Here is a 24,769-nt window from a genome sequence, read left to right as displayed (position 1 = left end):
GTGACGGGCGATGTGAATACAGCCCGTTCGCTGTTTTAATATACGCGACGTATGTTAAACTAATCGACATATATCCCGTATGTCAAATGCGGTGTGACGACCCGGGCGGAAACAGGAGAACACAATGGCAGGCAAAACGCGCAGCGAAACCATGGAGGAAACTCGGAACCGGCTACTGCAGTCTGCGCGCCGCAGTTTTGGCGCCGATGGCTACGCCGCGACGGTGATGGACGAGTTGACCGCCGCCGCCGGCGTGACCCGGGGCGCGCTCTATCACCACTTTGGAGACAAAAAAGGCTTGCTGTTGGCGGTGGCCCAGGCGTTGGACGCCGAGATCGAGGCCGGCCTCGCGCGTGCCGAGCGCGAGGCGGCAGACCCGTGGCAGGGTTTCAAGCGACGTTGTCGCGCTTACCTGCAAGCGGTCATACAGCCGGAGGCGCAACGCATTTTGCTGCGCGATGCGCCGGCGGCGCTGGGCGCCGCATATGTTCAGGCCGGTCAGCGGCAGTGCGTCAGCGCCATCGCCGAGCGCTTGCGCGCGCTGATGGACGCCGGCCTGATTCGCCACGCCAATCCCCAGGCGCTGGCGCGCTTGATCAACGGCGCGCTGCTGGAAGGCGCCTGCTGGGTGTCCGGCGCCGAGCAGCCGGAGGCGCTAGCTCAGACGCTGGACGCGCTGGAGACCTTGCTGGAGGGGCTGCGGCTAAAGGCGTAGGGCACCCTGAAGAGCAGTCTTGGCAGGTTCATAGACAGCTTCGTTTCAACGTGCGTCTAGAAAAGCCAGCACCGCTTGTTCGAAGGCGAGCGGGGCTTCCAGATTGGACAGGTGGGAGGCGGGCAGCAGCGCCAGCCGGGCGTTCGGCATGCACTCGGCCATGGCTGCGGCTTCCGCCGCGGTGGTGACCGGATCATGCTGGCCGGCGATCAGCAAAGTCGGCGTGGCGATGCGCGGCAAGTCCGCGCGCAGGTCGGCGTCGGCCAGCGCCTCGCAGCAGGCGGCGTAGCCGCTCGGCGAGGTGGCCGCAAGCCAGGCGCGCGCCTGCTCGACGGTGTCCGGCGCCTTGGCGCAAAAATCGGGGCTGAACCAACGCAGATGGGCGCTGGAGGCCAATTCCGCCATGCCGTCGGCACGCACTTGGGCGGCGCGCTGCCGCCAGGCTTCGCTTTTACCTATCTTGGCCGCGCTATTGCTGACCACCAGGCATTGCAGGCGTTCCGGCGCGTAAGCGCCTAGCCACAGGCCGGTGAGGCCTCCCATGGAAATGCCGCAAAAGTGCGCGCGTTCGATGTCCAGCGCATCCAGCAGCGACAGTGCGTCGCCGGCGAGGTCTGCCAGCCCGCACTCGGCGCTGGCTGTGCTGGCGCCGTGGCCGCGGGTATCGTAGCGCAGCACGCGGTAACGCCGGCTCAAGGCCGCCAGTTGCGGCCGCCACATGTCCAACGTGGTGCCGAGGGAGTTGGAAAGCAGCAATGCCGGCGCGGACGGAGGGCCGTCCAGTTGGTAGTGCAGCGAATGGCTGGCGAGTTTCAGCATGGGCATGACGGGCTCCTTTACCTATGTCTGGGATTTCAAAACCGCAGGCGCCGCATCCAGCCGCGCCATCGCGAACAAGGCTAGCGCGCCGGCCAGCACCGGCGCGGCGGCCCAAGCGAAGAAACCGTGCGCCGAACCCGCTGCGGAAAGCAGCAGAGCGCCGGTCATCGAGCCGATGATGGAGCCGGCGCGGCCGGCCGCCAGCGCCCAGCTTACCCCGGTGGCGCGCGCTTGGGTGGGGTAGAGCGTGGCGGCGAGTATGCTCAAATTGTTCAAGGCTCCGGTCAGGCTGAAGCCCACTAGGAACACCGTGGCGAACAGCCAGCCGCCGTCGCTCAACGCCGCGCCCACCGCGGATAGGGCCAGCGCAGCCAGCAAGCACAAGCAGGGCAGCACCCGGCGCGCGCCCATCCGGTCGATCAGCATGGCCATGACCACGCCGCCCACTGCGCCTCCCAACGGCACCATGGCGCTGATGCGCGCCGCTTGCGCCGTGCTGTAACCATGGTCCCGCAGAATGGTGGGCATCCAGTTGGTCAGCAGATAAAACACGAACAAGCAGCAGAAAAAAGTCAGCCACAACAGCAAAGTGCGGGCGCGAGCGCCGGCGACGAACAGCAGACTGGCCGAGGCGCGGCCGGACGCCGCCGCGTTTTCATGGCGAAAGGACTGGCTTTGCCAATGAGGGTCCGGATTGATGCGGGCAACGATGCGGCGCAGCGCGGCTTCCTGTTCCGGCTTGCCGGCGAGATAGCACACGGACTCCGGCAACAGCCATGCCATGAAGGGCAGCAAGAGCAGAGGCGCCAGACCGCCAGCCACCAGTACGCCTTGCCAACCCCATAACGGGATGATCTGGCTGGCGACGCCGCCGCCCAGCGCCAATCCGGCGGTGAACCCCGCGTAGCTGAGCGTCACCAGCAACATGCGGTGGCGGGCAGGGGAGTATTCCGAGCTCAGCGTAATGCAATTGGGCAGCACGCCGCCCAGGCCGATACCGGTGATAAAGCGCAACAGCGCCAGCGTTTCTATCGATTCGGATTGCGCCGAGGTCAAGGTGCCCAGGCCGAAGATCAAGGTGCACAGTAGCAAGACCCGCTTGCGGCCCAGCCGGTCCGCCACCGGACCGAAGGCGAAATTGCCTACCAGCATGCCAAACAAGCCGGCTCCGATCCGCCACCGGACCGAAGGCGAAATTGCCTACCAGCATGCCAAACAAGCCGGCTCCGAAAGCCGGAGCCAATTGACTGCGGGTAATACCCCATTGGCCAATCAGCTCCGGCGCGATGTAACCGATGGCGGCGGTGTCGAAACCGTCCAGCAGCACGATGAGAAAACACAGCGTCAGCACCATGACTTGATAGCGGGACAGCGGGCTATCGTCGATGAACTCGCTGATATCCATAGGCTTGTTCTGCATGGGAGGCTCCTATGAAAGTGGGCGCGCGGTCGGCTCTCGCCGTGTAGCGCTATCCGACGCGCGGTGGACGGCGAACAGGTTTTCAGACGCGCTCGATGATCAGCGCGATGCCTTGACCGACGCCTATGCACATGCTGCACAGCGCATAACGGCCGCCGTTGCGTTGCAATTGGTACAGCGCGGTGGCGGCCAGGCGCGCGCCGCTGGCGCCCAGAGGATGGCCAAGGGCGATGGCGCCGCCGTTGGGATTGACGTGTTCGGCGTCGTCCGGCAAGCCCAGGTCTCGCAATACAGCCAGCGCCTGGGCGGCGAAGGCCTCGTTAAGTTCGATTACGTCCATTTGATCGAGGCGCAGCCCGGCCAGAGCCAGGACTTTGCGGATGGCCGGGGCCGGGCCGAAGCCCATGATGCGAGGCTCCACGCCGGCGCAGGCCATGGCCAGTACGCGCGCGCGCGGCGTCAGCCCATGGCGTTTCAGCGCGTTTTCTCCGGCCAGCAGCAGCGCCGCCGCGCCGTCGTTGATGCCGGAGGCGTTGCCGGCGGTGACGCTGCCGTCGGTCCGCACCACGCCCTTGAGCCGGGCCAGCGCTTCCAGCGAGGTGGCGCGCGGGTGTTCGTCGCGCGTGAAACTCAGCGGCTCGCCCTTGGCGCGCGGAATCAGCACTTCCATCAATTCATCGTCCAGCCGGCCGGCTTCCTGCGCGGCGGCGGCTCGCAGCTGGCTGCGCAGCGCGAAGGCGTCCTGATCCGCGCGCGAGATGCGGAACTGCTCGGCCACGTTTTCCGCGGTTTCCGGCATTGAGTCCACGCCATAGCGCTCGCGCAGCAAGGGGTTGACGAAACGCCAGCCCATGGTGCTGTCCTCTATGCGCAGATTACGGGCGAAAGCGCTGTCCGCCTTGCCCATCACATAGGGCGCGCGACTCATGCTTTCCACGCCGCCGGCGATCAGCAATTCGGCTTCGCCGCTCTTGATGGCGCGCGCGGCCTGGCCGATGGCGTCCAGGCTGGAACCGCAGAGGCGGTTGACCGTGCTGGCAGGGGTGGACGCCGGCAGGCCGGCCAGCAGCGCGGCCATGCGCGCCACGTTGCGGTTGTCTTCGCCGGCCTGGTTGGCGCAACCATAGAGCACATCGTCCAACAAGGCCCAGTCCGCGCCCGGATTGCGTTGTTGCAAGGCGGCCAAGGGCAGGGCGGCCAGGTCGTCGGCGCGCAAGGCTGACAGCGCGCCGCCGTAGCGGCCGAAGGGCGTGCGGATGGCGTCACAGATATAAGCCTGTCTCATTGGACATCTCCTTGGCGGGCGTCGGTCAGCCGAACCGGAGTCAGCCGCTGCAATTCATCGAAATCCAGGCCAGGCACGCATTCGCGCACCAGCAACTCTCCGTCGCGGAGGTCTATCACCGCAAGGTCGGTGTACACACGGTGTACACAAGCCACGCCGGTCAGAGGATAGCTGCAGGTTTCCACCAGTTTGCATTCGCCCTGTTTGTTCAGATGCTCCATCATCACGAACACTTGCTTGGCGCCGATGGCCAGGTCCATCGCGCCGCCCACCGCCGGGATGGCGTCCGGCGCGCCGGTGTGCCAGTTGGCCAGGTCCCCGCGTCTGGATACCTGAAAGGCGCCCAACACGCAGATGTCGAGATGACCGCCGCGCATCATGGCGAAAGAATCGCCATGATGGAAAAAGCAGCCGCCCGGCAATAGCGTGACCGGCTCCTTGCCGGCGTTGATCAGGTCTGGGTCCGCCTGACCTGGAGCCGGCGCCGGCCCCATGCCCAGCAGGCCGTTTTCACTGTGCAGGAAGATGTCCAGCTCCGGCGGCAGATAGTCGGCCACCCGGGTGGGCAGGCCAATGCCCAGGTTGACGTACGCGCCCTCCGGGATGTCGCGCGCCACCCGCGCCGCCATCTGCTCGCGATTCAGTCGTTTATTCATGCCGGCCTCCTTGCGTTAACTGGCCGCCGACGCAAACCAGCTTGTGAACGAAGATGCCCGGCGTCACCACGGTTTCCGGGTCCATTTCGCCTAGCGGCAGCAGCTGCCCCACCTGGACGATGGTCTGGCGCGCGGCGGCGGCCATGATGGGGCCGAAGTTGCGTGCCGCCTTGCGGTATTGCAGATTGCCCCAGCGGTCCCCTCGGCAGGCCTTGATCAGCGCGAAGTCGGCGTGGATGGGGAGCTCCAGCACATAGTCGCGGCCATTGATCCGGCGGGTTTCCTTGCCTTCCGCCAGCAGAGTGCCGTAGCCGGTGGGCGTGAAGATGGCGCCCAGCCCGGCGCCGGCGGCCTGGATGCGCGCCGCCAGATTGCCCTGCGGCACCAATTCCAGTTCGATGTCGCCGGCGCGGTAGAGCGCGTCGAACACCTGTGAGTCCGCCTGGCGCGGAAACGAGCAGACGATCTTGCGAACCCGGCGTGCCCGCAGCAAGGCGGCCAGCCCGGTTTCGCCGTTGCCGGCGTTGTTGTTGACGATGGTGAGATTGCGCGCGCCATGGTCTATCAGCGCGTCGATCAATTCCGCCGGCTGGCCGGCGACGCCGAAGCCGCCAATCATTACCGTGGCGTCGTCGTGGATGTCGGCAATGGCGGCGGCGGGCGAGCTTACCGTTTTATCTATCATCGACTGTCCTTTGCGGGCTGCGTGCAGCCATAAAAGAGGTTGTGCGATTATCGAACCAAATAACTTTAATCGCGCATTCAGCATGCTTGCCGGCCAGCCGCGGGGTCAATACGATGATCGCAATAGTGTGCGGCAATCGCTCAAGATGAAAAAAAGGAGGCAAGATGCAACAGCGGCAAGACCCCATTTCCGAAGAAGGCGTGGAAGAGACCTTTAGCGGCGACCCCAACTACATGGCCTCGCTGGCGCGGGGCTTGGCTGTGATTCAGGCGTTCTCCGCACAGCGGCGCCTGCTGTCCACTTCGCAGATCAGCCAGCGCACCGGCATTCCTCGCGCAGCGGTGCGACGCTGCTTGTACACCTTGAACAAGCTGGGTTTCGTGGACAGCGAGGACGGCCGCCATTTCGCCCTGCGGCCGCGCATCCTGGCGCTGGGCCACGCCTATCTGGGCTCAACGCCGTTGGCGCGCGCCGGCCAGCCTGTGCTGCGCCACGTCAGCAGCAGCGTCAACGAATCCAGCTCTATCGCCATCCTGGACGGCGACGACATCCTCTATATCGCGCGTGCCTTCACCAGCCGAATCATGACGGTGGATCTGGATATAGGCAGCCGTTTGCCCGCGACGTGCACATCAATGGGCCGAGCGATGCTGAGCCGGCTGCCCGCCGCCGAGCTCGCTCAACTATTGGACCGGGCGAGGCTGGTCCAGCACACGCCGCACACCATCGTAGAGCGGCCGGAGTTGGAGGCGGAGCTGGCGAGGGTGGCGGAGCAGGGCTACGCCTTGATTGATCAGGAATTGGAAATCGGTCTGCGTTCCATTGCCGTGCCCATCATCGGGGGCGATGGCCGCGCCGCGGCGGCGATCAATGTCGGCGTGCAAGCCGCGCGCGTCAGCCGCGAGGATTTGTTGCTGCGCATCTTGCCGGTGCTGCGCGAGGCGGCGGCGGAACTGGCCTTGCTGCTTGCTTGAGCAAAGCGTTGTCGATGAAGCGGATAGGACATCAGAATTAACAGCGCTTGAGAAAACCCTATGCTAAACCTACAGCAATAAAACATAGGAGAAAGCAGGGCGAGATGTCGTTCAAATTTCCGGAAAAGGTTCCTGCCGCGGGCGCCGCCGGTAATGCCGGCCTGGCTTCCGTCGTAGAGGCCGCCCCGGTGGGGGTGTTGGTGGTGGCGGCCGATGGACGCATGCTCTACGTCAACAGCGCGCTGGAAAACATGTTTGGCTACAGCAAGGCCCAGCTCCTTGGACAGCCGGTGGAAATGCTGTTGCCGGCGGATATTCGCGAACGCCATCTAGATTTTCGTCAGCTGTTTTTTGCCAATCCCACGCCCAGAACCATGGGCAGCGGCCGCGAGCTGTTTGCCCAACACGCAGATGGACGCCAGTTCCCGATTGAAATCGGCCTGGGTTCGATGCCGCACGACGACGAAGTCTGCGCGGTGGCCTTTGTCAGCGACATCACGCCGCGGCGCCGGCTCGAGCATCGCTTTTCCAAAGTGGTGTCTTCACTGCCTATCGGCCTGCTGATGGCGGGCGCGGATGGCAGGATTTCAATGACCAATCAAGCACTGGACGCCATGTTTGGTTATCCGCCAGGCGAGCTGGTCGGCAAGCCCGTGGAGGTGCTGCTGCCGCAGCGCGTGAGAAACGGCCACCCGGCTTTGCGCTCCGCCTTCGCCAAGGCGCCGGAAGTGCGGGCGATGGGTTCCGGGCGCGACCTGCTGGCCCAGCACCGGGACGGCAGCGAATTTCCGGTGGAAGTGGGGCTGACCCCGCTGGAAACCGAAGGGGAGCGGCAGGTGTTGGCCGCAATCACCGACATCTCTTTGCGCAAGAAATTTGAGGAAACGCTGCAGCAGGCCAATGCTCAACTGGAGGAGTTCACTTATGTGGCCTCCCATGATTTGCGCTCGCCTTTGCGCGGCATCGCGGATCTGATTTCGTGGATTCGCGAAGATTTGGATCCGTCCCAGCTCAGCGCGGACATAGAGAAAAACTTTGCCCGGGCCGAAGAGCGCATCGCCCGCGCTGAACGCATGATAGAAGACTTGTTGGAATACGCGAGGGCAGGGCGCCAGGATGAACGAATCGAAGAGATCGACCCCGGCAAACTGGTGCGCGAAACCCTGGAGCTTCTCGATATTTCCCCCGATTTCCGGCTGGATGTTGAAATCAACGCCAGGCCGTTTCCCGCCGCCCGCACGCCGCTGTCCTTGGCGATCCGCAATTTGCTGTCCAATGCCTGCAAGCATCACGGCGGAGGCAAAGGCGTGATTCGCATTACGGTGGAGGAAGAAGGGCGCTTTAATCTGTTCACGGTGGAAGACGACGGCGTTGGCGTGCCGGAGGGCTCTGAAGAGCGTATTTTCAAGTTGTTTCACCGCGCCAGCAGCCAGGCGGCGGGGCATGGCGTTGGACTGGCGGTAACCCGCCGCATGGTCAACAGCAATGGCGGCACCGTGGTTCTGGATCGAAACGGCACGCTGGGCGGCGCTTGTTTCCGTATCCGCTGGCCGCGGTTTCCGCTCAAGGAGATGGAATGATGGCAAGCGCGGTGATATCAAGCGACATTACGGTTTTACTGGTGGATGACGATGACGTGGCCATTGAAGGCGTATTGCGCGGCGTGCGCCGCCAAGGGCTTGAGTGCAATATGGTGACCGCCTGCGATGGCCTTGAGGCCTTGCAAATCCTGCGGGGAACGCACGACAGCAAGCGGATCACCAGCCCCTTTCTGATTTTGCTGGACCTTAATATGCCGCGGATGGACGGTTTTCAATTTCTCGAAACCGTCCGCGCCGACAACCAGTTGCGCAATTCGGTGATCTTCGTGCTGACCACCTCGTCGCGGGACACGGACCGCATGCGCGCTTACGAGGAAAACGTGGCGGGCTATATGATGAAATCCGCCGTGGGTCCGCAATTCGTGAAACTGATGGATCTACTGCATTCTTACGCCCAGTCCGTGGTTTTGCCGGCCCGGTAATCGCAATGATCGACGATGTCGAATGCCTGCAAGAGGCGCCGCAGCAAGTCAGCGTGCTGGTAGTGGACGACGACGACGTCGACCGCGAGCGCATCATCCGCCTGCTGCACAGAAACGCCTTATGTTCGCAAATCCTGGAAGCGGACTCCAAGGCCAGCGCCTTGAGTCTGTTGGGCCGGGAGCTGTTTGACTTTGTTTTTCTGGATTTCAAACTGGACGACGGCGACGGGCGCGAACTAGTGCCCTCAATCCAGCAACGCAATCAATCCTGCCTGATCGTGGCGGTCACCGGCACCGGCAATGAGCGCATTGCCGCCGAGGCCATCAAACTGGGGGTATACGAATACCTGCCCAAGTTCGAGCTGACCGAGGACCGGCTGCGCCAAACCATCAGCGACGGCGTGCGGGTGGCGGCGATGCAAGCCAAGCTGCGTGAAACCGAGCTGCTATTGCAACACCGCAGCCTCTACGATTCGCTAACTGATTTGCCCAACCGCAATCTGTTTCTTGATCGCCTGGAGCAGTTGTGCGCATTGCACGCTCGCAATCAGTTGCCGTTTGCCGTGTTGATGATAGATCTGGACCGCTTCAAGGAGGTCAACGATAAACTCGGCCATCAGACCGGCGATTTGGTGCTGCGGGAAGTGGGCACGCGCTTCGCCAGCCTGCTCAGAGGCTCGGACACCATCGCTCGCCTGGGCGGCGATGAGTTCGCCGCCTTGCTGCTGGAGGTGGATGGAGCGGAATGCGCGTTGGCCTTGGCGGAGAAAGTGGGGCATACGCTGGACGCGCCGATTCTGGTGGGCGAACACGCCTTGTCGATAGGCGCCTCCTTCGGTGTGGCGATGTGCCCGCAACATGGCTGCGACCCTGTCCAGCTGTTGTCTTGCGCCGATATCGCGATGTATCAGGCAAAAAGCAATCTCGGCTCTGTTGCCTTGTACGCGGGCGAAAACGACAAACCCTGGCCCAAGTCGGGGCAAACCACTCAGGCCTTGATTACCCAGCTAACCCGGGCGCTCCAGCACAAGGAGCTGGAAATGCATTATCAGCCCAAGGTCCGACTGGACACCGAGGAAGTGGTCGGCTTCGAAGCCTTGGTCAGATGGAATAGCCCGATACAGGGACAGGTAAACCCCGATGACTTCATGCCCACGCTGGAATCTTGCAATCTACTGAGCCGTTTCACTTATTTGACGCTGGAACTGGTGCTGTCCCAGCAACAGATATGGATCAACCAGCTGCGGGAACCCTTCAAGGTGGCGGTGAACATTTCCGCGCGGATGCTGGAAGATAGTCGGTTTGTGGAAGAGGTGATGGCGCGGCTGGCCAGCTACAAGATTCCACCCAGTCTGCTGGTGTTGGAATTGACGGAAACCGCGCTGGTCATCAACCCGGTCAAGGCTAAGGCGATGATAGAACAACTTCACGCCCATGGCGTGTCCTTGTCGATAGACGATTTTGGGGCGGGCTTCACTTCTTTTACCTACCTGAAAAACTGTCCAATCACCGAGATCAAGCTGGACAAAGCGTTTGCGCAGGGATTGGAACCAGGTTCCTTCAACGCCTCGTTGATTCAGTGCATGGCGGTATTCTGCCAGAGCCGCGCCATTGACTTTATTGTCGAAGGCGTTGAGCGCAAGAAATATTGGCCAGTTTTGATGCGACTAGGCTGCTATTTGGGTCAGGGCTACAGCATTGCCAAACCCATGCCTGCGGCAAAAGTGTTGCCGTGGCGGGAAATGTGGGAGCGCGGCAAGAGACGAGCTTGATTGACGTTCACAACGGAAGCCGTACTCGTTGGGAACGCTGAAAAACAAAACAATGTCGATTTTTATTGTTAAAGTAAAGCTCTTGCAAATTGCCTTGCTCATTTAAACAAGGGCAAAGCTTCTATCTCTGGCTTCGCGTAGTAAAATCCTTGATGCCAGTTTATTCCAATCGTCGAAAGAAACTCAGCTTCTCCTTGGGCTTCTATTCCTTCGGCTATAATATTTATATTTAACTTTTTACATGCAAGCGCAATGGCCTCCACAACCACCTGCCTGGTGTTGTCCAAGTGGATGTCTCTGGTGAGCTCCATGTCGAGTTTTATTATGTGGGGTTGAAATTGCACAAGAAGATTCAAGCCTGAATAGCCAGCCCCAAAATCATCAATGGCCGTCATCATCCCTATGCGACGATATTCGTCGAATATTCTTTTTAGGTGAGCGCTGTTTGAAACCTTTTCCCCTTCAGTGACTTCAAATATCAACCTGGAGTGGGGGAGGCCAAATTTTTTCGTGGCCTCCATGGTGGCGCGAATGCAAGCGGATGGATTGTAAATTGCGTTTGGCAAAAAATTAATGCTTAGCTTGCAGCTTGAATCTTTCGCCAGGCCTAGGCGAGAGGCCAGTTCAATAGCTTTTACCCGGCAAGATTGATCGAATCGATATCGATTCGTATCATCAATTTTTTCCAAAACGCTTGATGCGGATTCACCATTTATGCCTCTCACAAGGGCTTCAAAAGCAATCGGCCTCATAGTCTTGGCATCTAAAATCGGCTGAAAAGCCATGGTGAAATCAAAAGAAAGAGCGGTAAGGCTTTTACAATTCGAACAACCAAAATCATCGAGCATTTCGGTACTTTCCATGGATTTTTTCATTGAGCTTGATATGATATTTTTCCTGCAACAGTGGCTAAATTTTTTGCACGCAAACCCGTGCAGGACTCTCTAGAAATACTGGCGACTGTAGCGGTTACTTGGCAATCAATATCAGTATAGTACCCGGCGGCATAATTTCAATTTTTTATAATGACAAATGAGATTTATGTTCTTGAAAAATATAATTTTTGCCTTGTAAACCCTATAACTTGTTCAAAATTTAGGGCCGCTTTTGCAGGAGACAATTTTTGGGGACGGTGTTTTTAAATGCACTTAACCCGTTTTTGCGACGGTTTCTAATAATTTTTTTAGCAATGGCGACAATGAGCGCCGCTGCACGGTAATAGCATAAAAGGTTTCTTCAACTTGCGGTACTTCACAATATTGCTGTAGCAGCCCTTTTTCCAGTTCGTCTTTGACCACGATGGCAGGCAGCAAAGCTACGCAGCCCGCGTCACGCGCGAGTAGTCGCAACATGGCCATGTCATCTACTTCGGCGCGGATAGCGGGCTGTAGGGTCAGCTCTTCGCACAGTAGGTCAAAGCGCAAGCGAATCTCACTCTTGCGGCTAGGCACCAGCAGAGGCAGCGTAGGCAGGTCGCGCTCGAAGTGGAAGGGCAGCCCCTCCGGCCGAGGCGGCCCCACCAATACTACCGGCTGGCGCGCCAGCGTGCGGCAGCGCCAAGATTGTTTGTCGTCGCCAAGCACCGGCCGGTTGGACAGCACCACGTCCAGTTCGTGGCTCTTGAGCCGCTGAAGCAATTCATTCAGGCTGCCAGACTCAAGTACTAGCCGCACATCGGCTTCTTTCAGCACCGGCTGTAAAAACCATTCTTGGAAATTACGTGACAGCGTCGCCACGCTGCCTATGCGCAAGGTGCCACGCCCTTGGCCTGAAGCGGCGACGGCCAATAGTTCGTTGCCCAGCGCGAAAATCTCCTCGGCGTAGCGCAGCACCACCGCACCTAGCTCCGTCAACTGCAGCTTGCGGCCTTCGCGCAGAAACAGCGGCTGGCCTAGTTGCTCTTCCAACTGACGGATTTGCGCCGATAGCGCCGATTGCGAAACATGCAGTCTCTCCGCCGCACGCGTCAGATGCCCTTCGCTGGCAACAGCCCAGAAATAATGAAGATGGTGGTAGTTGAGCCGGCTCATCGTTCTAAAATAAAGAATAAAAAGTGATATTTAATCTATTTTACTGAACACAATTCGCCAGGCAAAGTGCAATCAGCTTAAACAACGGAGCTCATCATGCCCCAAACCCTGCTGGCCGCGCTGCCGTTCGCTATCGCGCTGGCCTGGTTGTTGCCCACCCTATGGCCTGGCCGCGCATTGCCTCGCCACTGGCGAGCAGCCGAATTTGCCGCCATCGGCGGCGGTCTGTTACTGCTTGCTCCGATATTCATGCCACAGCCTGCGCCCTGGTTTTCCGCCGCTTGGCTCATGCAGGCGCTGATTCAGTTGCTGGGTTGGATGGTTCTGCGCTATTCGCGCCGCTATATGCAAGGCGAGCCGGGACAGGCGCGCTTTTTGCGCGCCATCGGCAGCCTATTGGCGGCAGTGACGGTGGTGGTGCTAGCCAACCATCTCATGCTGATGGCGGCGGCCTGGATAGCTTGCAGCCTGTCTTTGCAGGCGCTGCTCACTTTTTATCCTGATCGTCCAGCCGCACAACTGGCCGCGCGCCGTGAATGGCGCGCAAGCCGGCTGGCCGAACTGCTGTTGTTTGGCGCGCTGTTGTCATGGTCCTACGCCGGGGGCAGCTTGAGTTTGTCGCCGGACGCGCAGACGCCGCTGGCAAGTGACGCTCAGGGCTACGCGGCGGCGGCTGGATTGCTGCTGGCCGCAGCGGTAGTCATCAAGGCCGCCCAGCTGCCTTTTCATGGTTGGCTCACTCAGGTGATGGAAGCCCCGACACCGATTTCGGCGCTGCTACACGCCGGAGTAGTCAATTTGGGAGGCGTGGTGTTGATTAAAGCGGCGCCGATACTGCAGGCCGCGCCGCAAGCCAATATCCTGCTGATGCTGTGGGGAGGCGCCAGTGCGCTGCTGTGCTGTGTGGTCATGCTTACGCGCATCAGCATCAAGCTGCATTTGGCTTGGTCCACCTGCGCGCAGATGGGCCTCATGCTGCTGGAAATTGGGATGGGTTGGTATTCGCTGGCCTTGCTGCATCTGCTTGCTCACTCGTTCTATAAGGCTCACGCGTTTCTATGCACGGGTGAGGCCGTGCGCAAGACCACAACGCAACATATGCGAGGAGAGAAAGCCGCCGCAAGTCTTTGCGCCTACTTGGCAAGGGGACTGCTGGCGGTGCTGTTGCTGGGCGTCTCGCAATGGCTGTGGCAGCGCTGGATATCCGTCGCGGCGTTGCCTCCGTTGTTTTGGTTAGTGATAGGGCTGGGCATGGGCGCGCTGCTGCGCGGCTGGGCTGGCTGGATAACAGCCATAATCTTGACCCAGTTTTATCTGTTTCTACACATCCTGGCAGCCCAAATCCTGCCGTTACATGGCCCGACTCCGCCGGAGTGGGCCCAAAGCTTGCTGGCCGGGATGTTCCTTTTCGTTTTTCTGTTGCAAGGCTGGCTGCTGCGCCATCCGCAAGGCGCGCTGGCGCGTCGGATCCACCCGCGGGCTTTCGCCGGTTTTTACTTGGATGAATGGTGGTGCATGCTGGGCCGCCGCCTTCAAGGCCCAGCCATTCCCTTGCTCCTGAAATGGCCCCAATTGCAGGAGAGCCGCCGTGACTGAGCATGAACAAGCCATAGCCCGAGCCCTGGCCGCTATCGCGCCGGCCTGGCCGCTGGATAGCCTGGTGGCCAGTTCGCCCTACTGGGGGCTGCGAGACCAGCCCTTTCACCAAGCTGCCGATACCTTGCGCCAGGCAGCCAATAGTCCGCTGCACCTGCCTCAAAATGAATATATGGATGCTTGGCGACGTGGTGAAATCAGCCCAGACGCATTGGAGGTTGCGCTATCGGAAACGGGGTGGACCGACGGCGTGCAAGCCTGGCTGGACGCCTCGCCCCCCCAAAGCGACAGCGATTCGCTCTCGTCGCCGGGTGCGCTGGCCACTTATCACCGCGAAGCGGCCGGGCCGCTTAATGTGCAAAGCTGGACAGATGTCGTTATCCAGCAAATCAGCCAGTATTGTGCGGCTTGGTTTGATCGCGATCAGGCCAACTGGCACCTTGACCATGAGCATGGCTTTTATGCGGCCTGGCTGGAACAGATACGCCAACCTTACGGCCTGAGCGTCTTGCCGGAGCGGCGGGAACAGATCCGCCTACGTGCCGAGCAGCTACCCGGCGACGCGGAAGCCATGCTGACGGTTGGTCTCACGCAGCTGCAACCGGAGTCATTATGGCTGACGACTTGGCTGCAGGCTTTATTGATGCGCAATAATGGCTGGGCGGCTTGGTGCGCCTATCTAAACTGGCAGGCAGGGCTGAACGGCGAAAGCGACGGCCACCTGCGCCAGCTATTAGCCATCCAGATAGCCTGGGAATGTTTGCTCGACGACGGCATGCGCGCGCCGGACAGCCCCTGGGCGGCCTGGCGCCGCGATTGGGATCGGTGCCGGCATGGCCGCGCCGACGCGCGCTTGCTGATCTGGCAGCGAGCCCATGAGCTGGCGCTTCATGGTCCGCTAACCCAGGCGTTGTGCCGTGAATCCTCTATGGAAGACGCCGTGCGTCCGGCAATGCAAGCGGTGTTTTGCATCGATGTACGTTCCGAACCGCTGCGCCGCGCACTGGAGGAAACCATTCCTGAAAGCCGCACTTATGGTTTCGCCGGATTTTTCGGTCTGCCGCTGGCTTACCGTGTACCAGGCAGCGAGACGGCCCAGCCGCGCCTGCCGGTGCTGCTAGCGCCGGGCTGGGAGGCGAGCACGCCGCTTGAGCCTAAGCCCCTTATAACGCGGCACGGCTGGCAGACCTTCCAACGCTTGCCTCTCTCAGGCTTCGCCCTGGTGGAAAGCGCTGGTCTTGGCAAGCTGACCGCGCTGATCCGGCGCAGCAAAACGCGCAGCTATCAAGCCACGCTGCCTCAGCTCGACCCCTGGCTTACGACAGAGGCGGCCAAACCAGTGCCGCAAGACCAACTGGGCCTGGAAAAACGCGTGGAAATTGTCTCTGGCCTGCTGCCTGCCATGGGGCTGTCCGGCGTGCTGGCGCCTTGGGTGCTGCTGACCGGCCATGCCAGCCACGCCAGCAATAATCCGCAAGCGGCGGCGTTACAATGCGGCGCTTGCGGCGGTCATGGCGGTCACCAGCATGTGCGGCTCCTGGCCAACTGGCTCAACGATCCCGCCTTGCGCGCGCGGCTGGCGGAGCAGGGCCAGCCCATCCCCGCCGACACGGTATTCCTGCCCGCGCTACACCTTACCCACAGCGACGAAATCCTGTTGCTGGATACCGACGCCCTGCGTGCGGAGGCGCACGCGCGCCTGCCCGAGCTGCAGGCGAAGTTGCGGGCGGCCTCTGCCTTGGCGCGGCGGCGTCGCGCGCCGCTATTGGGTCTGGAGCCGGCAGCGAACGACGCCATTTTGCTGAAAAAAATGCGACAGAAGGGCGACGACTGGGCGGAAACACGGACCGAATGGGCGCTGGCAGGCAATGCGCTGTTCATCGCCGCATTGCGGGCCAAGACGCGGAAGCTGGACCTGGGCGGCCGAGCCTTCCTGCATGAATACGACTGGCGCGCCGATCCGGACGGCAAAGGGCTGCAAGCTATCCTTGCCGCGCCCATGGTGGTGGCTCACTGGATCAATATGCAATACTTCGCCTCCACGGTAGACCCGCGCCGCTTTGGCAGCGGCAACAAGCTGCTTCACAATGTGGTGGGCGGCCGCATCGGCGTGTTCGAAGGCAATAGCGGCGATTTGCGCATTGGCTTAGCCTGGCAGTCCGTCCATGACGGCCAGCGCCTGCGCCACGCTCCGCTGCGGCTGGCCGCTTGCATAGACGCGCCGCCGGACAAGCTGGCGGAAGCGCTGGCGGCGCAGCCCATCCCACGCCAACTGGCGGAAAACGGCTGGCTGCACCTGTATTGCGTGCACGGCGACACGCCGCTGCGCTGGCATGCCGACGGCGGATGGAAACATGACTGAATGTCATGCCGCCTTGCTGACCCGGCACGGCAAGCATGCTGCCATCGCCCCCAAGCTTGCCGGTATTGGCTGGGGCCTGACGCTGGTGGATAGTTTCGACACCGACAGCCTGGGCACTTTTACCGGCGAAGTTCCGCGCGCAGGCAGCCAGCGAGTCGCAGCACTGGCCAAGGCCAAGTTGGCTTGTGAGTTCAGCGGCTTGCGCTATGGCATTGGCAGCGAAGGCAGCTTCGGCGGCGACCCGTGGCTGGGTGTTTGCGGCTGGGGCGCCGAATTATTGCTGTGCTGGGACGCGCAGCGCCAATACGCGGTGGAAGCCTGGGTGAGCGGTCCAGAAACCAATTTCTGCCGCTGGACGCTGAGCCATCTGGCGGCTTTGCCCGACATTCTTCGCCTATCAGGCTTTCCGACACACGGTTTGATTGTCGGCCGACCCGGCGAGGCAGCCTTCCATAAGGGATTAGTAGACGAAGCGGCGTTGCAAGAGCATCTTGCCCTGTATCTCGTCGACGGGCCTCTGCATCTGGAAAGCGATATGCGCGCCCATCGCAATCCAACGCGCATGGCGATGATCGCACGCTGCGCCGCTGTATTGGCGGAAAGACTGATCTGCACATGTCCAGCGTGCAAGGCGCTGGGTTTTGGCGAAATCTCCCCACTAGCCGGAGCCCCATGCAAAGACTGCGGCGCGCTCACCAGCCAAGCCAGTGTTCGCCGCTGGCAATGCCCATGCTGTCAATACCGGCGTGAACAGCGATTACATGCAGCGGTTTCACCGCAATACTGCGACAACTGCAATCCCTAGCCTTATAAAACCTGTTCACGATCTGCTCCGCACCGTTAGAGACCTTGTGCGATAAGTGCCGGCATTCAAAATGCCCGCGTGCCGCGCGAACATTCCACTTCCTCAGCTGTTTTCGCCTTATCTCGCCTTACGACTTTTTTTGGCTTGACTGCTGACTGCTCGTGGCAATGGAAGGCAAGAGGCGGTTGCCGTTCGCCTCTCATGTTAACCGCATATGACTGTCAAATAATAATGCCTTTCGTTTTCTTGATGCACATGGCAAGTCATTTGTATTTATTTTTATTTGTGGAATAATTTTTCAATGGATTAATGTGACGAAGGATCAGTAATTGCGATTTGGTAATGTTGCTTGAGGCATAAAAAGTTATCGCTTTAAGGAAATCCTTATGGATGCATTTGTTTTAAATACGTATTCTCGACGCCACTTGCTGCGGTAGTGAAGCGGGATTTGCTGCTGGTGACAGCAAGCTTTTTGCAATAACAAAGCATCATCTGAGGTGACGCTGAATTATTGCCAATTTTTCATGTGGAGGTTTTTGTGAAATATAAAAGTTTGCTTTTGGTGTTGGGGGTTGCGTTTTCTGGGGTGTCGCAATTGGCTTCGGCAAATAGCGCGGATTTGCTGATTACCGGCAAATTGGTGCCGCCTTCGTGCACGCCGACTTTGAGCGGCGGTGCGGTCATCGATTATGGCGATATTCAGGTATCCGAACTGGGCACTAACGCGGCGACCACACTGGAGGATCGAAAAGTCAGCCTGACAGTAACCTGCCTGGAGGATACCGCGCTGGGCATTCGCATCACCGATGCACGCTCGGAGAGCAAGCCCTTGTTGATAACCGAAATTCCTCTGCCAACTAATCCTGCCGGCAGCCATGCGGTAGCCTTTTCCAACAATCAAACCATGGGTTTGGGGAACGATGTGGCAATGGGAAAGCTGGGCGTATGGTGGCTGAGCATGGAGTTCGACAAGCTGAAAGCAACCAATAAAGCTAATGATGAAGTGGGCGAAACTGGAAAACTATTGTACTCAATTAATAATGGCGTTTCTTGGGGAGAGACGACTACCACCCCACTTGATCCGCATTACATCGGCGGCAATGTCACCACTTTTGCCATCAAAGGAAAAGCGACTAATACCCCTGCGGTAGCCACCGTGCATGAGTTCCCCATGGTGGTGGCAGCGGCATTGAACATCAAGGGACGCTTGAATGTGAAGGACGACACCAAACTGGATGGCAAAGGCACTTTCACTATTTATTACCAGTGATTTGCTTGAGCGAATCAGCGCTGAATAAGTCTTGAGTCAGCGCGCTTGAATACGGGCCGGCGGCATGCTTGCCGGCCCGGTTGATACGGTTTGGCGCGGTGAATAAACGCCGTCCTTGATGGAAAAGAGTTTCATATGATGCATGCGCTGAATGTATTTGCCGTTGCGGTCCGCGGCGGCGCAATGGCCGGCGCCTTGGCGCTGGCCCTGCTGCCCGCGGCGGCCTGGTCCGCCGGCGTGGTGCCGGAAACCTCGCTGGTGGTGGTGGAAGAGGGCGATGGCGAGGGCGTGATCAACGTCAAGAATACCGACGCCCACGCCAGCCTGATGTATGTGCGGCTGGAAAACCTGCCAGAAGACCCGGAGCAGCTATTGCTGGCGACGCCGCCAATTTCCAGGGTGGAGGGTGGGGAGAAACAACTGGTCCGCTTTTTGTTGAAATCGCCGCAGCCGCTGCGGACCGAACGGCTGATGCGGGCGTCTTTCGAGGGGATTCCTGCGGTGTCCGCTGATAAGGGACATCGCATTCAGATGACTTTCAATCAGAACCTGCCCGTGCTGATCCGCCCCAAGGGGCTGCCGCGTGAAAGAGAGCCATGGACCAAGTTGCAATGGAGCCAGGCGGAGAACGGCAAGTTGGAAGTCAAGAACGACAGCCCCTACGTGGTGCGGCTGTCCACGCACAAGGTGGAGTTACAGCCTGGCAAGCAAGCGCTGGAGCTGCCCAAGGCCTATATCCTGCCGGGCGAGCGGCTGCAACTAGAGTCGGCAGGCCAGGCGCTGCCGCTGGATGCTACTCACGTCAAGTTATGGCCGGCAACTAGTTACGGCTATGCGATGGACTCATTCACCGCGTCCTTGAACTGAACGGTGAGGCCTGGCCATGAACATTAGCCAAGCGATTACCGCGGCGATGCGCGTTTCCATGCTGGCCGGGCTGCCGTGCATACCGGCCCTGGCGGCGAACGCGCCATTCGCGATGACGGCCGAGGTGGTGCCCCCCAGCTGCACGCCCAGTTTTTCCCATAACGGCGTGGTCGATTACGGCCTCATCCCCTGGTCGGCCTTGAATCCAGGTGCGACGCTGCTGGGCGAGCGGGAGATCAGCTTGCATGTGCAGTGCGATCAGCCGGCGTTGGTGGGTTTGAGCATACGGGACAACCGCGGCGACAGCCGCGCCACCATCGCCGTCATGGGCCGGCTTCAGCCGACGGGAGGAGGGGCGTTGCCGTCGCTGCCGGCGGAGGCGGAACAGACCCTGGGGCTGGGCCTGGATAGCCGAAAGCAAGCGTTGGGCTATTGGTGGCTGAGCCTGATCGAGGCCCATGCGGACGAGCATCCAGCGACGCTGATGCGCAGCGCTGGCCGGCAGGAGGGCTGGTTGCAAGCCAACGCCGAACCGTTGGATTTGCGTTACGGCTATGCACTGGGCTCGCCGCAGCGCCAGACCTTACAACCGGCCCGCTCCCACGCGTTCAAGCTGCGCGTCGGCGCGGCGCTCAGGGGGCGGCAGACACTCAGCGCGCGCGAACCGGTTAACTTGGACGGTCACGCCACCATCACGGTCTTCTATCCCTGATCTCTCCATCCAAATCTTGGGTCCTGTTAGATGAAGTATTCAATTGAATGGCTGCTCAGGCCCATCCCGTTATTGCTGTGGCTGGCCGGAACGTTCCCGACGGCGGCACTGGCGAAGAACGAAGCCCGCGACATAAGCGGCGAGGGCGTGCAGTTTGACTTGGGCGTGTTGAAGGCGAGCGGCATCGACCCTGGGGTGGCGGAGTACTTCAGCCTGGGCGCGCGCTTTGTGCCGGGCAGGAATCGGGCGTCCTTATCCGTCAACGGCGCGGATCGCGGCAGCGCCGAGGTGAGCATAGACGAGGGCGGCCGCCTGTGCGTCGACGACGGATTCTGGACGACGGCCGGTTTGCAGCCCACGGCCGGCCCGCCGCCGGCAGAGGCCGGCTGCCGGGAGTTGACGGCCTTTTATCCGCAGGCGGTGGTCAAGCTGCGGCCAGAGCTGGCACGGGTGGATATCCTTGTGCCCAGCGGCGCCTTGCGGCGCAAGCAGGAGCAACTGGGCGCTCACGATAGCGGCGGCACGGCCGGCGTGTTCAATTATGAGGTGTTGGCCATGCGCAGCAGCGGAGGCGGGCGGAGCCAGCAGTATCTGCAAGGTTTTACCGAAATCGGCTTCAATTGGCAGGACTGGATGGTGCGCAGCCGGCAAAGCTTCGCGCGCAACGGGACGAGCAATCGCTTCCAGTATCTCTACAGCTATGCGCAGAAGACCCTAGTGAACAGCAAGGCTATCCTGCAAGTGGGCGAATTATCGCTGAACAACCCCTTGTTTGCCGGCGTGAACTTCTCCGGCGCGCAGTGGCTGCCGCAAGGGGCCTTGCTGCCGCGCGGCAATCTGCCGCAGGTCAGGGGCATCGCTCAGAGCGAGGCCCGGGTGGAGGTGAGGCAGGCAGGTGCTTTGGTGTACAGCACGCTGGTGCCCCCCGGCGCTTTCGAACTGAATGATGTGCCCATCCTTTCGGCGGGCTTCGACCTGAATGTCACCGTTACCGAAAGCGATGGCGGCCAGCACGCCTTCACAGTGCCGGCGGCGGCGTTTTTTGCCAGCCCGGGCGGCGATATCGAGGGTTTCAATATGACGGCGGGCAAACTGCGTCAGTTCAGCGGCCAGGATGGCGACACGCCTTGGTTGTTCTCCGGCAGCCGCAGCTGGCGGCTGGGCCGGGAACTGGATCTCAGTTTGGGAGGCATGTGGTCCGAACGCTTTCATTCCATCGGAGGGGCCTTGTCTTATCTGTTAAGCCCTGGAATGGTGGCCGGCATGCGTGCCGTGACCTCCCGCGACGGCGAGGCGGGAAGGAGCGGCGCGCAATACAGCGCGTCCTTGAGCGCGAGCTGGAGCGAGCGCCTCTCCGGCGCGCTGAACCTGAGCCGGCAGAGCGCCCATTTCCGCACGCTGTCGGATTATGCGGCTCGTCGGCAAGAGGCGCCGGCCGCGCTGACGCAGTACGGTCTGTCCCTGTCCTACAGCCATGAGTTCTTGGGCGTGTTCAGCCTGAGCGCCACGCGCTCGCATAACGGCGGCGATGCTTCCCCGCGCTTGAATGGAGGCTGGTCACGGCGAGTGTGGGACGCCAATGTTTCCTTGAACGTGGGCCGAGATCTGAGTCAGGGCTCTGGCGCGCATCGTAATCAGTTTTACTTGAACGTCGATCTACCGCTGGAACGCGCCAGCTTAAGCGCTTATCTACAACGCTATGGTCAAAGCCAGACTTTGGGGACCAGCTACCGAGAAATCGTCAGCGATAGCTTGAATTACGGCGTGGCGGTGGATCGCGACGCCGACCAGAACAGCACCGGCTTCAGCGGCAATTTGCACTGGATTCCGCGTTACGCACAGTTGGGCCTCGGCATGAGCCAGCGCGGCGGCACCCAGTCGTACAACGCCAGCCTGCGCGGCGGCGCGCTGCTGCATGAGCGCGGCCTGACCTTCTCGCCCTATCCGCTGCGCGACAGCGTCGGGGTATTGTCGGTGGGCGGCTTGCCCGGCGTGAAGTTCAGCACGCCCAGCGGCCCGGTGTGGAGCGATAGCGAAGGCCATGCGGTATTGGCCAATCTGAACGCTTACGCCGACACCCGAGTGGAGTTGCAGACGCCTAGCCTGCCGCGCAATGCGGATGTGAAGAACGGCTTGAAAGTCGTGCGTGCCGGGCATGGCTCGGTCAGCCGGGTGGACTTCTCGGTGCTCAAGACCCAGCGTTTGCTGATCCAGATCGCGACAGAGGACGGCGAGGCCTTGGCATCCGGCCTGAGCGTGGTGGATGGGGAAGGGCGCTTCATCACGATCACCGGGAGCGGGGGCGAGGTGTTTCTGGATCAAGCCACGGCGCAAAACGGGCTGTATGTGGAATCTCCGCCAAGACGGCGTTGCCGCTTGGACTATGCCTTGCCGGAGGAGGACACCTCCGTGATCTACCAAACCATCAGGGCGCGATGCGCGCCGGGCGCGCAGCTCGAAGTGGACGCATCGGACCGCAGGCTCGCTGGCTGAGATGCTGTTCACCGCCAGCGACAGGAGTAAGTATCCATGTGCCGAAGGAATAAAGATATGAGAATGAACAAGTGGATTTTCATCGTGCTGACACTGCTGAGCACCGGCGTCGCAGCCGAGGAGCCGCCGTGTGTATTGACGTTGAGCACGCCCAGTCTGGACTATGGCGCGGTGCCGTTGGCCGCACTGCGCGAGGGTTTCGACCGGAGTGCGCCGAGCGGGGGCCTAGAGGCACGGATTTTGAGTTTGCAAGCCGTCTGCGAGCGCCCCCAGACGCTGGCCCTGCGTTTCAATGGTCCGGCGGCGGATGCGGCATCCTATCGTTTCGGACCTCAGGGCGTGGTGCGCCTGATCATGCGCTCGGCTACGCTGGATGGTCGTGACGCTTACTTCCTTGATGAAGGGGGGAGCGGCGGTGAGCGCTTGCGCTCCGTCCAGTTGCGTCCTGGTCAACTGGTGCATATCCATCCCGACAGCGGCGGCTCGGGCCGGGCTTTGCAGTTGGAACTTGAGGTACTGCCGGCCTTGCCGATTGGTACGGCGCATGCCCGCGAACGTGAGCGCTGGCAAATGAACGGGGTGTTCGAACTGCAGGCCTCCACCGCGGAATGAAGCGCTGGCCTCCGCCATTTACGGTAAGTGCTGCATTGCGCCGGTTAGCACGTCTCGACGCCACCTTCTGCGACCGCATTCTGGTAACGGTAAAACGTCTAGCCATGGGGTTACTCCTGCGCTTGCGCGCTGTTTTTGAGCCTGGCTTGCGCACATTGGCGTCTTGCTCTCTTTCCCGAGATGCAAAAACATCTGTTTAATCCTAGATTCGACATCCATTTTCATGCATTTCTTTCTGGACGTCCCTGAGCTTTTGCATCGTATCTGGTTCTTTATTCATCCCAGGCTCTAGCATTCGATCGTAGTAGTTCCGTATTTGCTTGAGCATTTCACAGCTTCTTTTCACCTGGATCACTGGCGCTGAATTTTGTGACCCTTGTGCCGCAGCGATACTGGGATCTCTCGTGTTGAAGTTAATGCCCTTGAAACGTGTCCCGGCCGGGCAAAACTGCGCGGTCGTATACATGATTTGTGATTCGCTAACATAGCACTCCAGCACCCCCGCCTGCAGATTGGGGCGTCGAGTAGGCTGCTGTGCAGCTCTGGGGGCTATGGGTCTAAGCAAGTCGTCCCCTTGAGCTTGGCCCTGAGTCATCTGTCGTTTAAATGTTGTGCCAGGAGGGCAGGTGGCCTCATTGGTGAGGTGGCTTTTCCCGTCCTTTGTTTTGCACTCAATCACGCCAGCCTGTGCCGTGGCGGCCCATGTCACGATCAACACAAGACTCATTCGCTTCATGCCTTTTGCTCCAGCCATCACCTGGGCTCATGCTAAACGAATTTTTCACTGAAGGGCTAGCGGCAGGGCATGAAAATACCCCCCCCCGGTAACAACCGTCAGGATTTTGCATTTAATCGTTACCGTAACGAAAAATCTTCTGCGGAGCCGTGGACCGGGCGAGCATCTGAGCCCTTGACGCCATGACCGCATAAAACCCTCCGGGCTGTGCCCGGGGATTGAGGGCTTGCCCGAGCATCCCCGGGGACTGCCTCCCGGCGAGGGGCTTGGCGCTGAATGCCATAGGGCAAGCCTGCGAGCGACGCTGAGCGCTCCAGCGGAGCAGGGCGCGCAGCGCGGGCGGCGTAAGCCGCCCATCAAGACGGGTGACTCAGTAATACCGGTCTTTTGTCTCATTTTGAAACTTCATCACCGAAGGGAGCCCGCCTTTAATCGTCGCCCAGGAGCCTGTTCAACAACATGCCGAAGCGGGCTTGTCGGTGGCAGTTGTCGCGGTAGAAATTGCGCTGAGTCATCAAGCGTTCGATGAGGTCAGCTTGCTGGGCTGCTAGGCGTCGAGCATTGCGGTACTCGCTCAGGAAGGCGACTTCTTCATAGTTGATGCGTTCTCCTGTGGCTGGGCACACATAGGCTAGCTCCTGAGCAGGCATGCCAAGCTCATTGGCCATCTGCTCGATGTCACCAAAACAAACAGCTCTGACAAGCTCGTCAGGGCTGCATTCAAACTCACACCACGGATTGCTGCGTTTCATTTCTTGTACTGAATGTCGTTGTCGGAACATCAAAAAGACAGGTGTTTGAGTGCCTGGAGCAGGCTGCGGGCCTGCGTCGCATATTTCTTAATTTGACATAATATACATTATGCGAACATTGGTTAATTGAGTCTGCCCCGTACTCTTGAGTTAAGTTGGCTCATCGACTAGTAACGAATCACGCG

The 24,769-nt window shown here is 60.4% G+C and carries 22 protein-coding genes; 13 read left to right on the top strand and 9 right to left on the bottom strand.

What is annotated here, in order from left to right:
* Positions 1 to 124 precede the first annotated feature (124 nt).
* On the top strand, positions 125 to 715 hold the full coding sequence (locus tag ACUXV1_RS16185) for a TetR/AcrR family transcriptional regulator (RefSeq protein WP_446015758.1): 591 nt from the start codon (positions 125 to 127) through the stop codon (positions 713 to 715).
* Positions 716 to 760: 45 nt separating this feature from the next.
* Here ACUXV1_RS16185 and pcaD read toward each other — a convergent pair whose 3' ends face one another.
* From pcaD to ACUXV1_RS16160, 5 genes are all read right to left on the bottom strand, one after another.
* Positions 761 to 1,540 (bottom strand): 3-oxoadipate enol-lactonase, encoded by a 780-nt coding sequence (gene pcaD, locus ACUXV1_RS16180; protein ID WP_446015759.1) that lies wholly within the window; start codon positions 1,538 to 1,540, stop codon positions 761 to 763.
* A 15-nt stretch (positions 1,541 to 1,555) separates the two neighbouring features.
* Entirely contained in the window at positions 1,556 to 2,707 is a 1,152-nt protein-coding gene (locus tag ACUXV1_RS16175) for an MFS transporter (protein ID WP_446019664.1), read from the bottom strand.
* A 329-nt stretch (positions 2,708 to 3,036) separates the two neighbouring features.
* Entirely contained in the window at positions 3,037 to 4,239 is a 1,203-nt protein-coding gene (gene pcaF / locus ACUXV1_RS16170; RefSeq protein ID WP_114152906.1) for a 3-oxoadipyl-CoA thiolase, read from the bottom strand.
* Positions 4,236 to 4,895: a 3-oxoacid CoA-transferase subunit B gene (locus tag ACUXV1_RS16165; RefSeq protein WP_043634759.1), complete on the bottom strand. Its 660-nt coding sequence runs from the start codon at positions 4,893 to 4,895 to the stop codon at positions 4,236 to 4,238. Before ACUXV1_RS16165 ends, pcaF begins: the two co-directional genes overlap by 4 nt.
* Positions 4,888 to 5,580 (bottom strand): 3-oxoacid CoA-transferase subunit A, encoded by a 693-nt coding sequence (locus ACUXV1_RS16160; protein ID WP_043634756.1) that lies wholly within the window; start codon positions 5,578 to 5,580, stop codon positions 4,888 to 4,890. Before ACUXV1_RS16160 ends, ACUXV1_RS16165 begins: the two co-directional genes overlap by 8 nt.
* A 164-nt stretch (positions 5,581 to 5,744) precedes the next feature.
* Here ACUXV1_RS16160 and ACUXV1_RS16155 point away from each other — a divergent pair, with 164 nt between their 5' ends.
* The 4 genes from ACUXV1_RS16155 to ACUXV1_RS16140 all read left to right on the top strand — a co-directional run bounded on the left by ACUXV1_RS16155 (position 5,745) and on the right by ACUXV1_RS16140 (position 10,349).
* Positions 5,745 to 6,554, top strand: coding sequence for an IclR family transcriptional regulator domain-containing protein (locus ACUXV1_RS16155; protein ID WP_043634753.1), 810 nt, complete (start codon positions 5,745 to 5,747; stop codon positions 6,552 to 6,554).
* A 104-nt stretch (positions 6,555 to 6,658) separates the two neighbouring features.
* Positions 6,659 to 8,134 (top strand): sensor histidine kinase, encoded by a 1,476-nt coding sequence (locus ACUXV1_RS16150; protein ID WP_194426335.1) that lies wholly within the window; start codon positions 6,659 to 6,661, stop codon positions 8,132 to 8,134.
* Positions 8,131 to 8,577, top strand: a complete 447-nt coding sequence (locus ACUXV1_RS16145; RefSeq protein WP_114152904.1) for a response regulator — start codon at positions 8,131 to 8,133, stop codon at positions 8,575 to 8,577. Before ACUXV1_RS16150 ends, ACUXV1_RS16145 begins: the two co-directional genes overlap by 4 nt.
* 5 nt (positions 8,578 to 8,582) lie before the next feature.
* Positions 8,583 to 10,349 (top strand): putative bifunctional diguanylate cyclase/phosphodiesterase, encoded by a 1,767-nt coding sequence (locus tag ACUXV1_RS16140; protein ID WP_114152903.1) that lies wholly within the window; start codon positions 8,583 to 8,585, stop codon positions 10,347 to 10,349.
* 98 nt (positions 10,350 to 10,447) lie between these two features.
* Here ACUXV1_RS16140 and ACUXV1_RS16135 read toward each other — a convergent pair whose 3' ends face one another.
* Together ACUXV1_RS16135 and ACUXV1_RS16130 are read right to left on the bottom strand one after the other, a co-directional pair.
* On the bottom strand, positions 10,448 to 11,212 hold the full coding sequence (locus ACUXV1_RS16135; RefSeq protein WP_446015761.1) for an EAL domain-containing protein: 765 nt from the start codon (positions 11,210 to 11,212) through the stop codon (positions 10,448 to 10,450).
* 285 nt (positions 11,213 to 11,497) lie between these two features.
* Positions 11,498 to 12,379, bottom strand: a complete 882-nt coding sequence (locus ACUXV1_RS16130; protein WP_194426338.1) for a LysR family transcriptional regulator — start codon at positions 12,377 to 12,379, stop codon at positions 11,498 to 11,500.
* Between the two features lie 96 nt (positions 12,380 to 12,475).
* Between ACUXV1_RS16130 and ACUXV1_RS16125 the strand changes: the two genes are divergently transcribed.
* The 8 genes from ACUXV1_RS16125 to ACUXV1_RS16090 all read left to right on the top strand — a co-directional run bounded on the left by ACUXV1_RS16125 (position 12,476) and on the right by ACUXV1_RS16090 (position 23,096).
* Positions 12,476 to 13,975 carry an NADH-quinone oxidoreductase subunit L gene (locus ACUXV1_RS16125; RefSeq protein ID WP_446015762.1) on the top strand — a complete coding sequence of 500 codons (1,500 nt, stop codon included), beginning with the start codon at positions 12,476 to 12,478 and terminating at the stop codon, positions 13,973 to 13,975.
* A complete protein-coding gene (locus ACUXV1_RS16120; protein ID WP_446015763.1) occupies positions 13,968 to 16,337 on the top strand; it encodes a YbcC family protein in 2,370 nt (789 codons plus the stop codon). Before ACUXV1_RS16125 ends, ACUXV1_RS16120 begins: the two co-directional genes overlap by 8 nt.
* Positions 16,309 to 17,142, top strand: coding sequence for a DUF6671 family protein (locus ACUXV1_RS16115; RefSeq protein WP_446015764.1), 834 nt, complete (start codon positions 16,309 to 16,311; stop codon positions 17,140 to 17,142). The genes ACUXV1_RS16120 and ACUXV1_RS16115 overlap by 29 nt, the downstream gene beginning before the upstream one ends.
* Before the next feature lie 538 nt (positions 17,143 to 17,680).
* Positions 17,681 to 18,412: a DUF1120 domain-containing protein gene (locus ACUXV1_RS16110; RefSeq protein WP_162179196.1), complete on the top strand. Its 732-nt coding sequence runs from the start codon at positions 17,681 to 17,683 to the stop codon at positions 18,410 to 18,412.
* A gap of 135 nt (positions 18,413 to 18,547) precedes the next feature.
* Positions 18,548 to 19,279, top strand: coding sequence for a fimbria/pilus chaperone family protein (locus tag ACUXV1_RS16105; protein WP_446015765.1), 732 nt, complete (start codon positions 18,548 to 18,550; stop codon positions 19,277 to 19,279).
* 16 nt (positions 19,280 to 19,295) lie between these two features.
* Entirely contained in the window at positions 19,296 to 19,991 is a 696-nt protein-coding gene (locus tag ACUXV1_RS16100; RefSeq protein WP_194426343.1) for a DUF1120 domain-containing protein, read from the top strand.
* A 30-nt stretch (positions 19,992 to 20,021) separates the two neighbouring features.
* A complete protein-coding gene (locus ACUXV1_RS16095) occupies positions 20,022 to 22,484 on the top strand; it encodes a fimbria/pilus outer membrane usher protein (protein WP_446015766.1) in 2,463 nt (820 codons plus the stop codon).
* A 63-nt stretch (positions 22,485 to 22,547) separates the two neighbouring features.
* Entirely contained in the window at positions 22,548 to 23,096 is a 549-nt protein-coding gene (locus tag ACUXV1_RS16090) for a hypothetical protein (protein WP_446015767.1), read from the top strand.
* A 202-nt stretch (positions 23,097 to 23,298) separates the two neighbouring features.
* On the opposite strand, the gene ACUXV1_RS16085 is transcribed toward ACUXV1_RS16090, so the two are convergent.
* Both ACUXV1_RS16085 and ACUXV1_RS16080 read right to left on the bottom strand, forming a co-directional pair.
* A complete protein-coding gene (locus ACUXV1_RS16085; RefSeq protein ID WP_194426347.1) occupies positions 23,299 to 23,832 on the bottom strand; it encodes a hypothetical protein in 534 nt (177 codons plus the stop codon).
* A gap of 428 nt (positions 23,833 to 24,260) precedes the next feature.
* A complete protein-coding gene (locus tag ACUXV1_RS16080; protein ID WP_446015769.1) occupies positions 24,261 to 24,584 on the bottom strand; it encodes a hypothetical protein in 324 nt (107 codons plus the stop codon).
* Positions 24,585 to 24,769: the final 185 nt, after the last annotated feature.

Source organism: Chromobacterium sp. W521 (assembly GCF_052805975.1).
Note: the sequence above shows the minus strand (reverse complement) of the source record. Positions and strands in the feature narration are given on the sequence as shown.

Excerpts from the sequence above, each read along its gene's own strand:
- ACUXV1_RS16085 (WP_194426347.1), bottom strand. The coding sequence starts at position 23,832 with ATGAAGCGAATGAGTCTTGTGTTGATCGTGACATGGGCCGCCACGGCA.
- ACUXV1_RS16135 (WP_446015761.1), bottom strand. The coding sequence starts at position 11,212 with ATGGAAAGTACCGAAATGCTCGATGATTTTGGTTGTTCGAATTGTAAA.
- ACUXV1_RS16185 (WP_446015758.1), top strand. The coding sequence starts at position 125 with ATGGCAGGCAAAACGCGCAGCGAAACCATGGAGGAAACTCGGAACCGG.
- pcaD (WP_446015759.1), bottom strand. The coding sequence starts at position 1,540 with ATGCCCATGCTGAAACTCGCCAGCCATTCGCTGCACTACCAACTGGAC.
- pcaF (WP_114152906.1), bottom strand. The coding sequence starts at position 4,239 with ATGAGACAGGCTTATATCTGTGACGCCATCCGCACGCCCTTCGGCCGC.
- ACUXV1_RS16090 (WP_446015767.1), top strand. The coding sequence starts at position 22,548 with ATGAACAAGTGGATTTTCATCGTGCTGACACTGCTGAGCACCGGCGTC.
- ACUXV1_RS16155 (WP_043634753.1), top strand. The coding sequence starts at position 5,745 with ATGCAACAGCGGCAAGACCCCATTTCCGAAGAAGGCGTGGAAGAGACC.
- ACUXV1_RS16095 (WP_446015766.1), top strand. The coding sequence starts at position 20,022 with ATGAAGTATTCAATTGAATGGCTGCTCAGGCCCATCCCGTTATTGCTG.
- ACUXV1_RS16145 (WP_114152904.1), top strand. The coding sequence starts at position 8,131 with ATGATGGCAAGCGCGGTGATATCAAGCGACATTACGGTTTTACTGGTG.
- ACUXV1_RS16105 (WP_446015765.1), top strand. The coding sequence starts at position 18,548 with ATGATGCATGCGCTGAATGTATTTGCCGTTGCGGTCCGCGGCGGCGCA.
- ACUXV1_RS16125 (WP_446015762.1), top strand. The coding sequence starts at position 12,476 with ATGCCCCAAACCCTGCTGGCCGCGCTGCCGTTCGCTATCGCGCTGGCC.
- ACUXV1_RS16115 (WP_446015764.1), top strand. The coding sequence starts at position 16,309 with ATGCCGACGGCGGATGGAAACATGACTGAATGTCATGCCGCCTTGCTG.
- ACUXV1_RS16130 (WP_194426338.1), bottom strand. The coding sequence starts at position 12,379 with ATGAGCCGGCTCAACTACCACCATCTTCATTATTTCTGGGCTGTTGCC.
- ACUXV1_RS16150 (WP_194426335.1), top strand. The coding sequence starts at position 6,659 with ATGTCGTTCAAATTTCCGGAAAAGGTTCCTGCCGCGGGCGCCGCCGGT.
- ACUXV1_RS16160 (WP_043634756.1), bottom strand. The coding sequence starts at position 5,580 with ATGATAGATAAAACGGTAAGCTCGCCCGCCGCCGCCATTGCCGACATC.
- ACUXV1_RS16140 (WP_114152903.1), top strand. The coding sequence starts at position 8,583 with ATGATCGACGATGTCGAATGCCTGCAAGAGGCGCCGCAGCAAGTCAGC.
- ACUXV1_RS16165 (WP_043634759.1), bottom strand. The coding sequence starts at position 4,895 with ATGAATAAACGACTGAATCGCGAGCAGATGGCGGCGCGGGTGGCGCGC.
- ACUXV1_RS16100 (WP_194426343.1), top strand. The coding sequence starts at position 19,296 with ATGAACATTAGCCAAGCGATTACCGCGGCGATGCGCGTTTCCATGCTG.
- ACUXV1_RS16080 (WP_446015769.1), bottom strand. The coding sequence starts at position 24,584 with ATGAAACGCAGCAATCCGTGGTGTGAGTTTGAATGCAGCCCTGACGAG.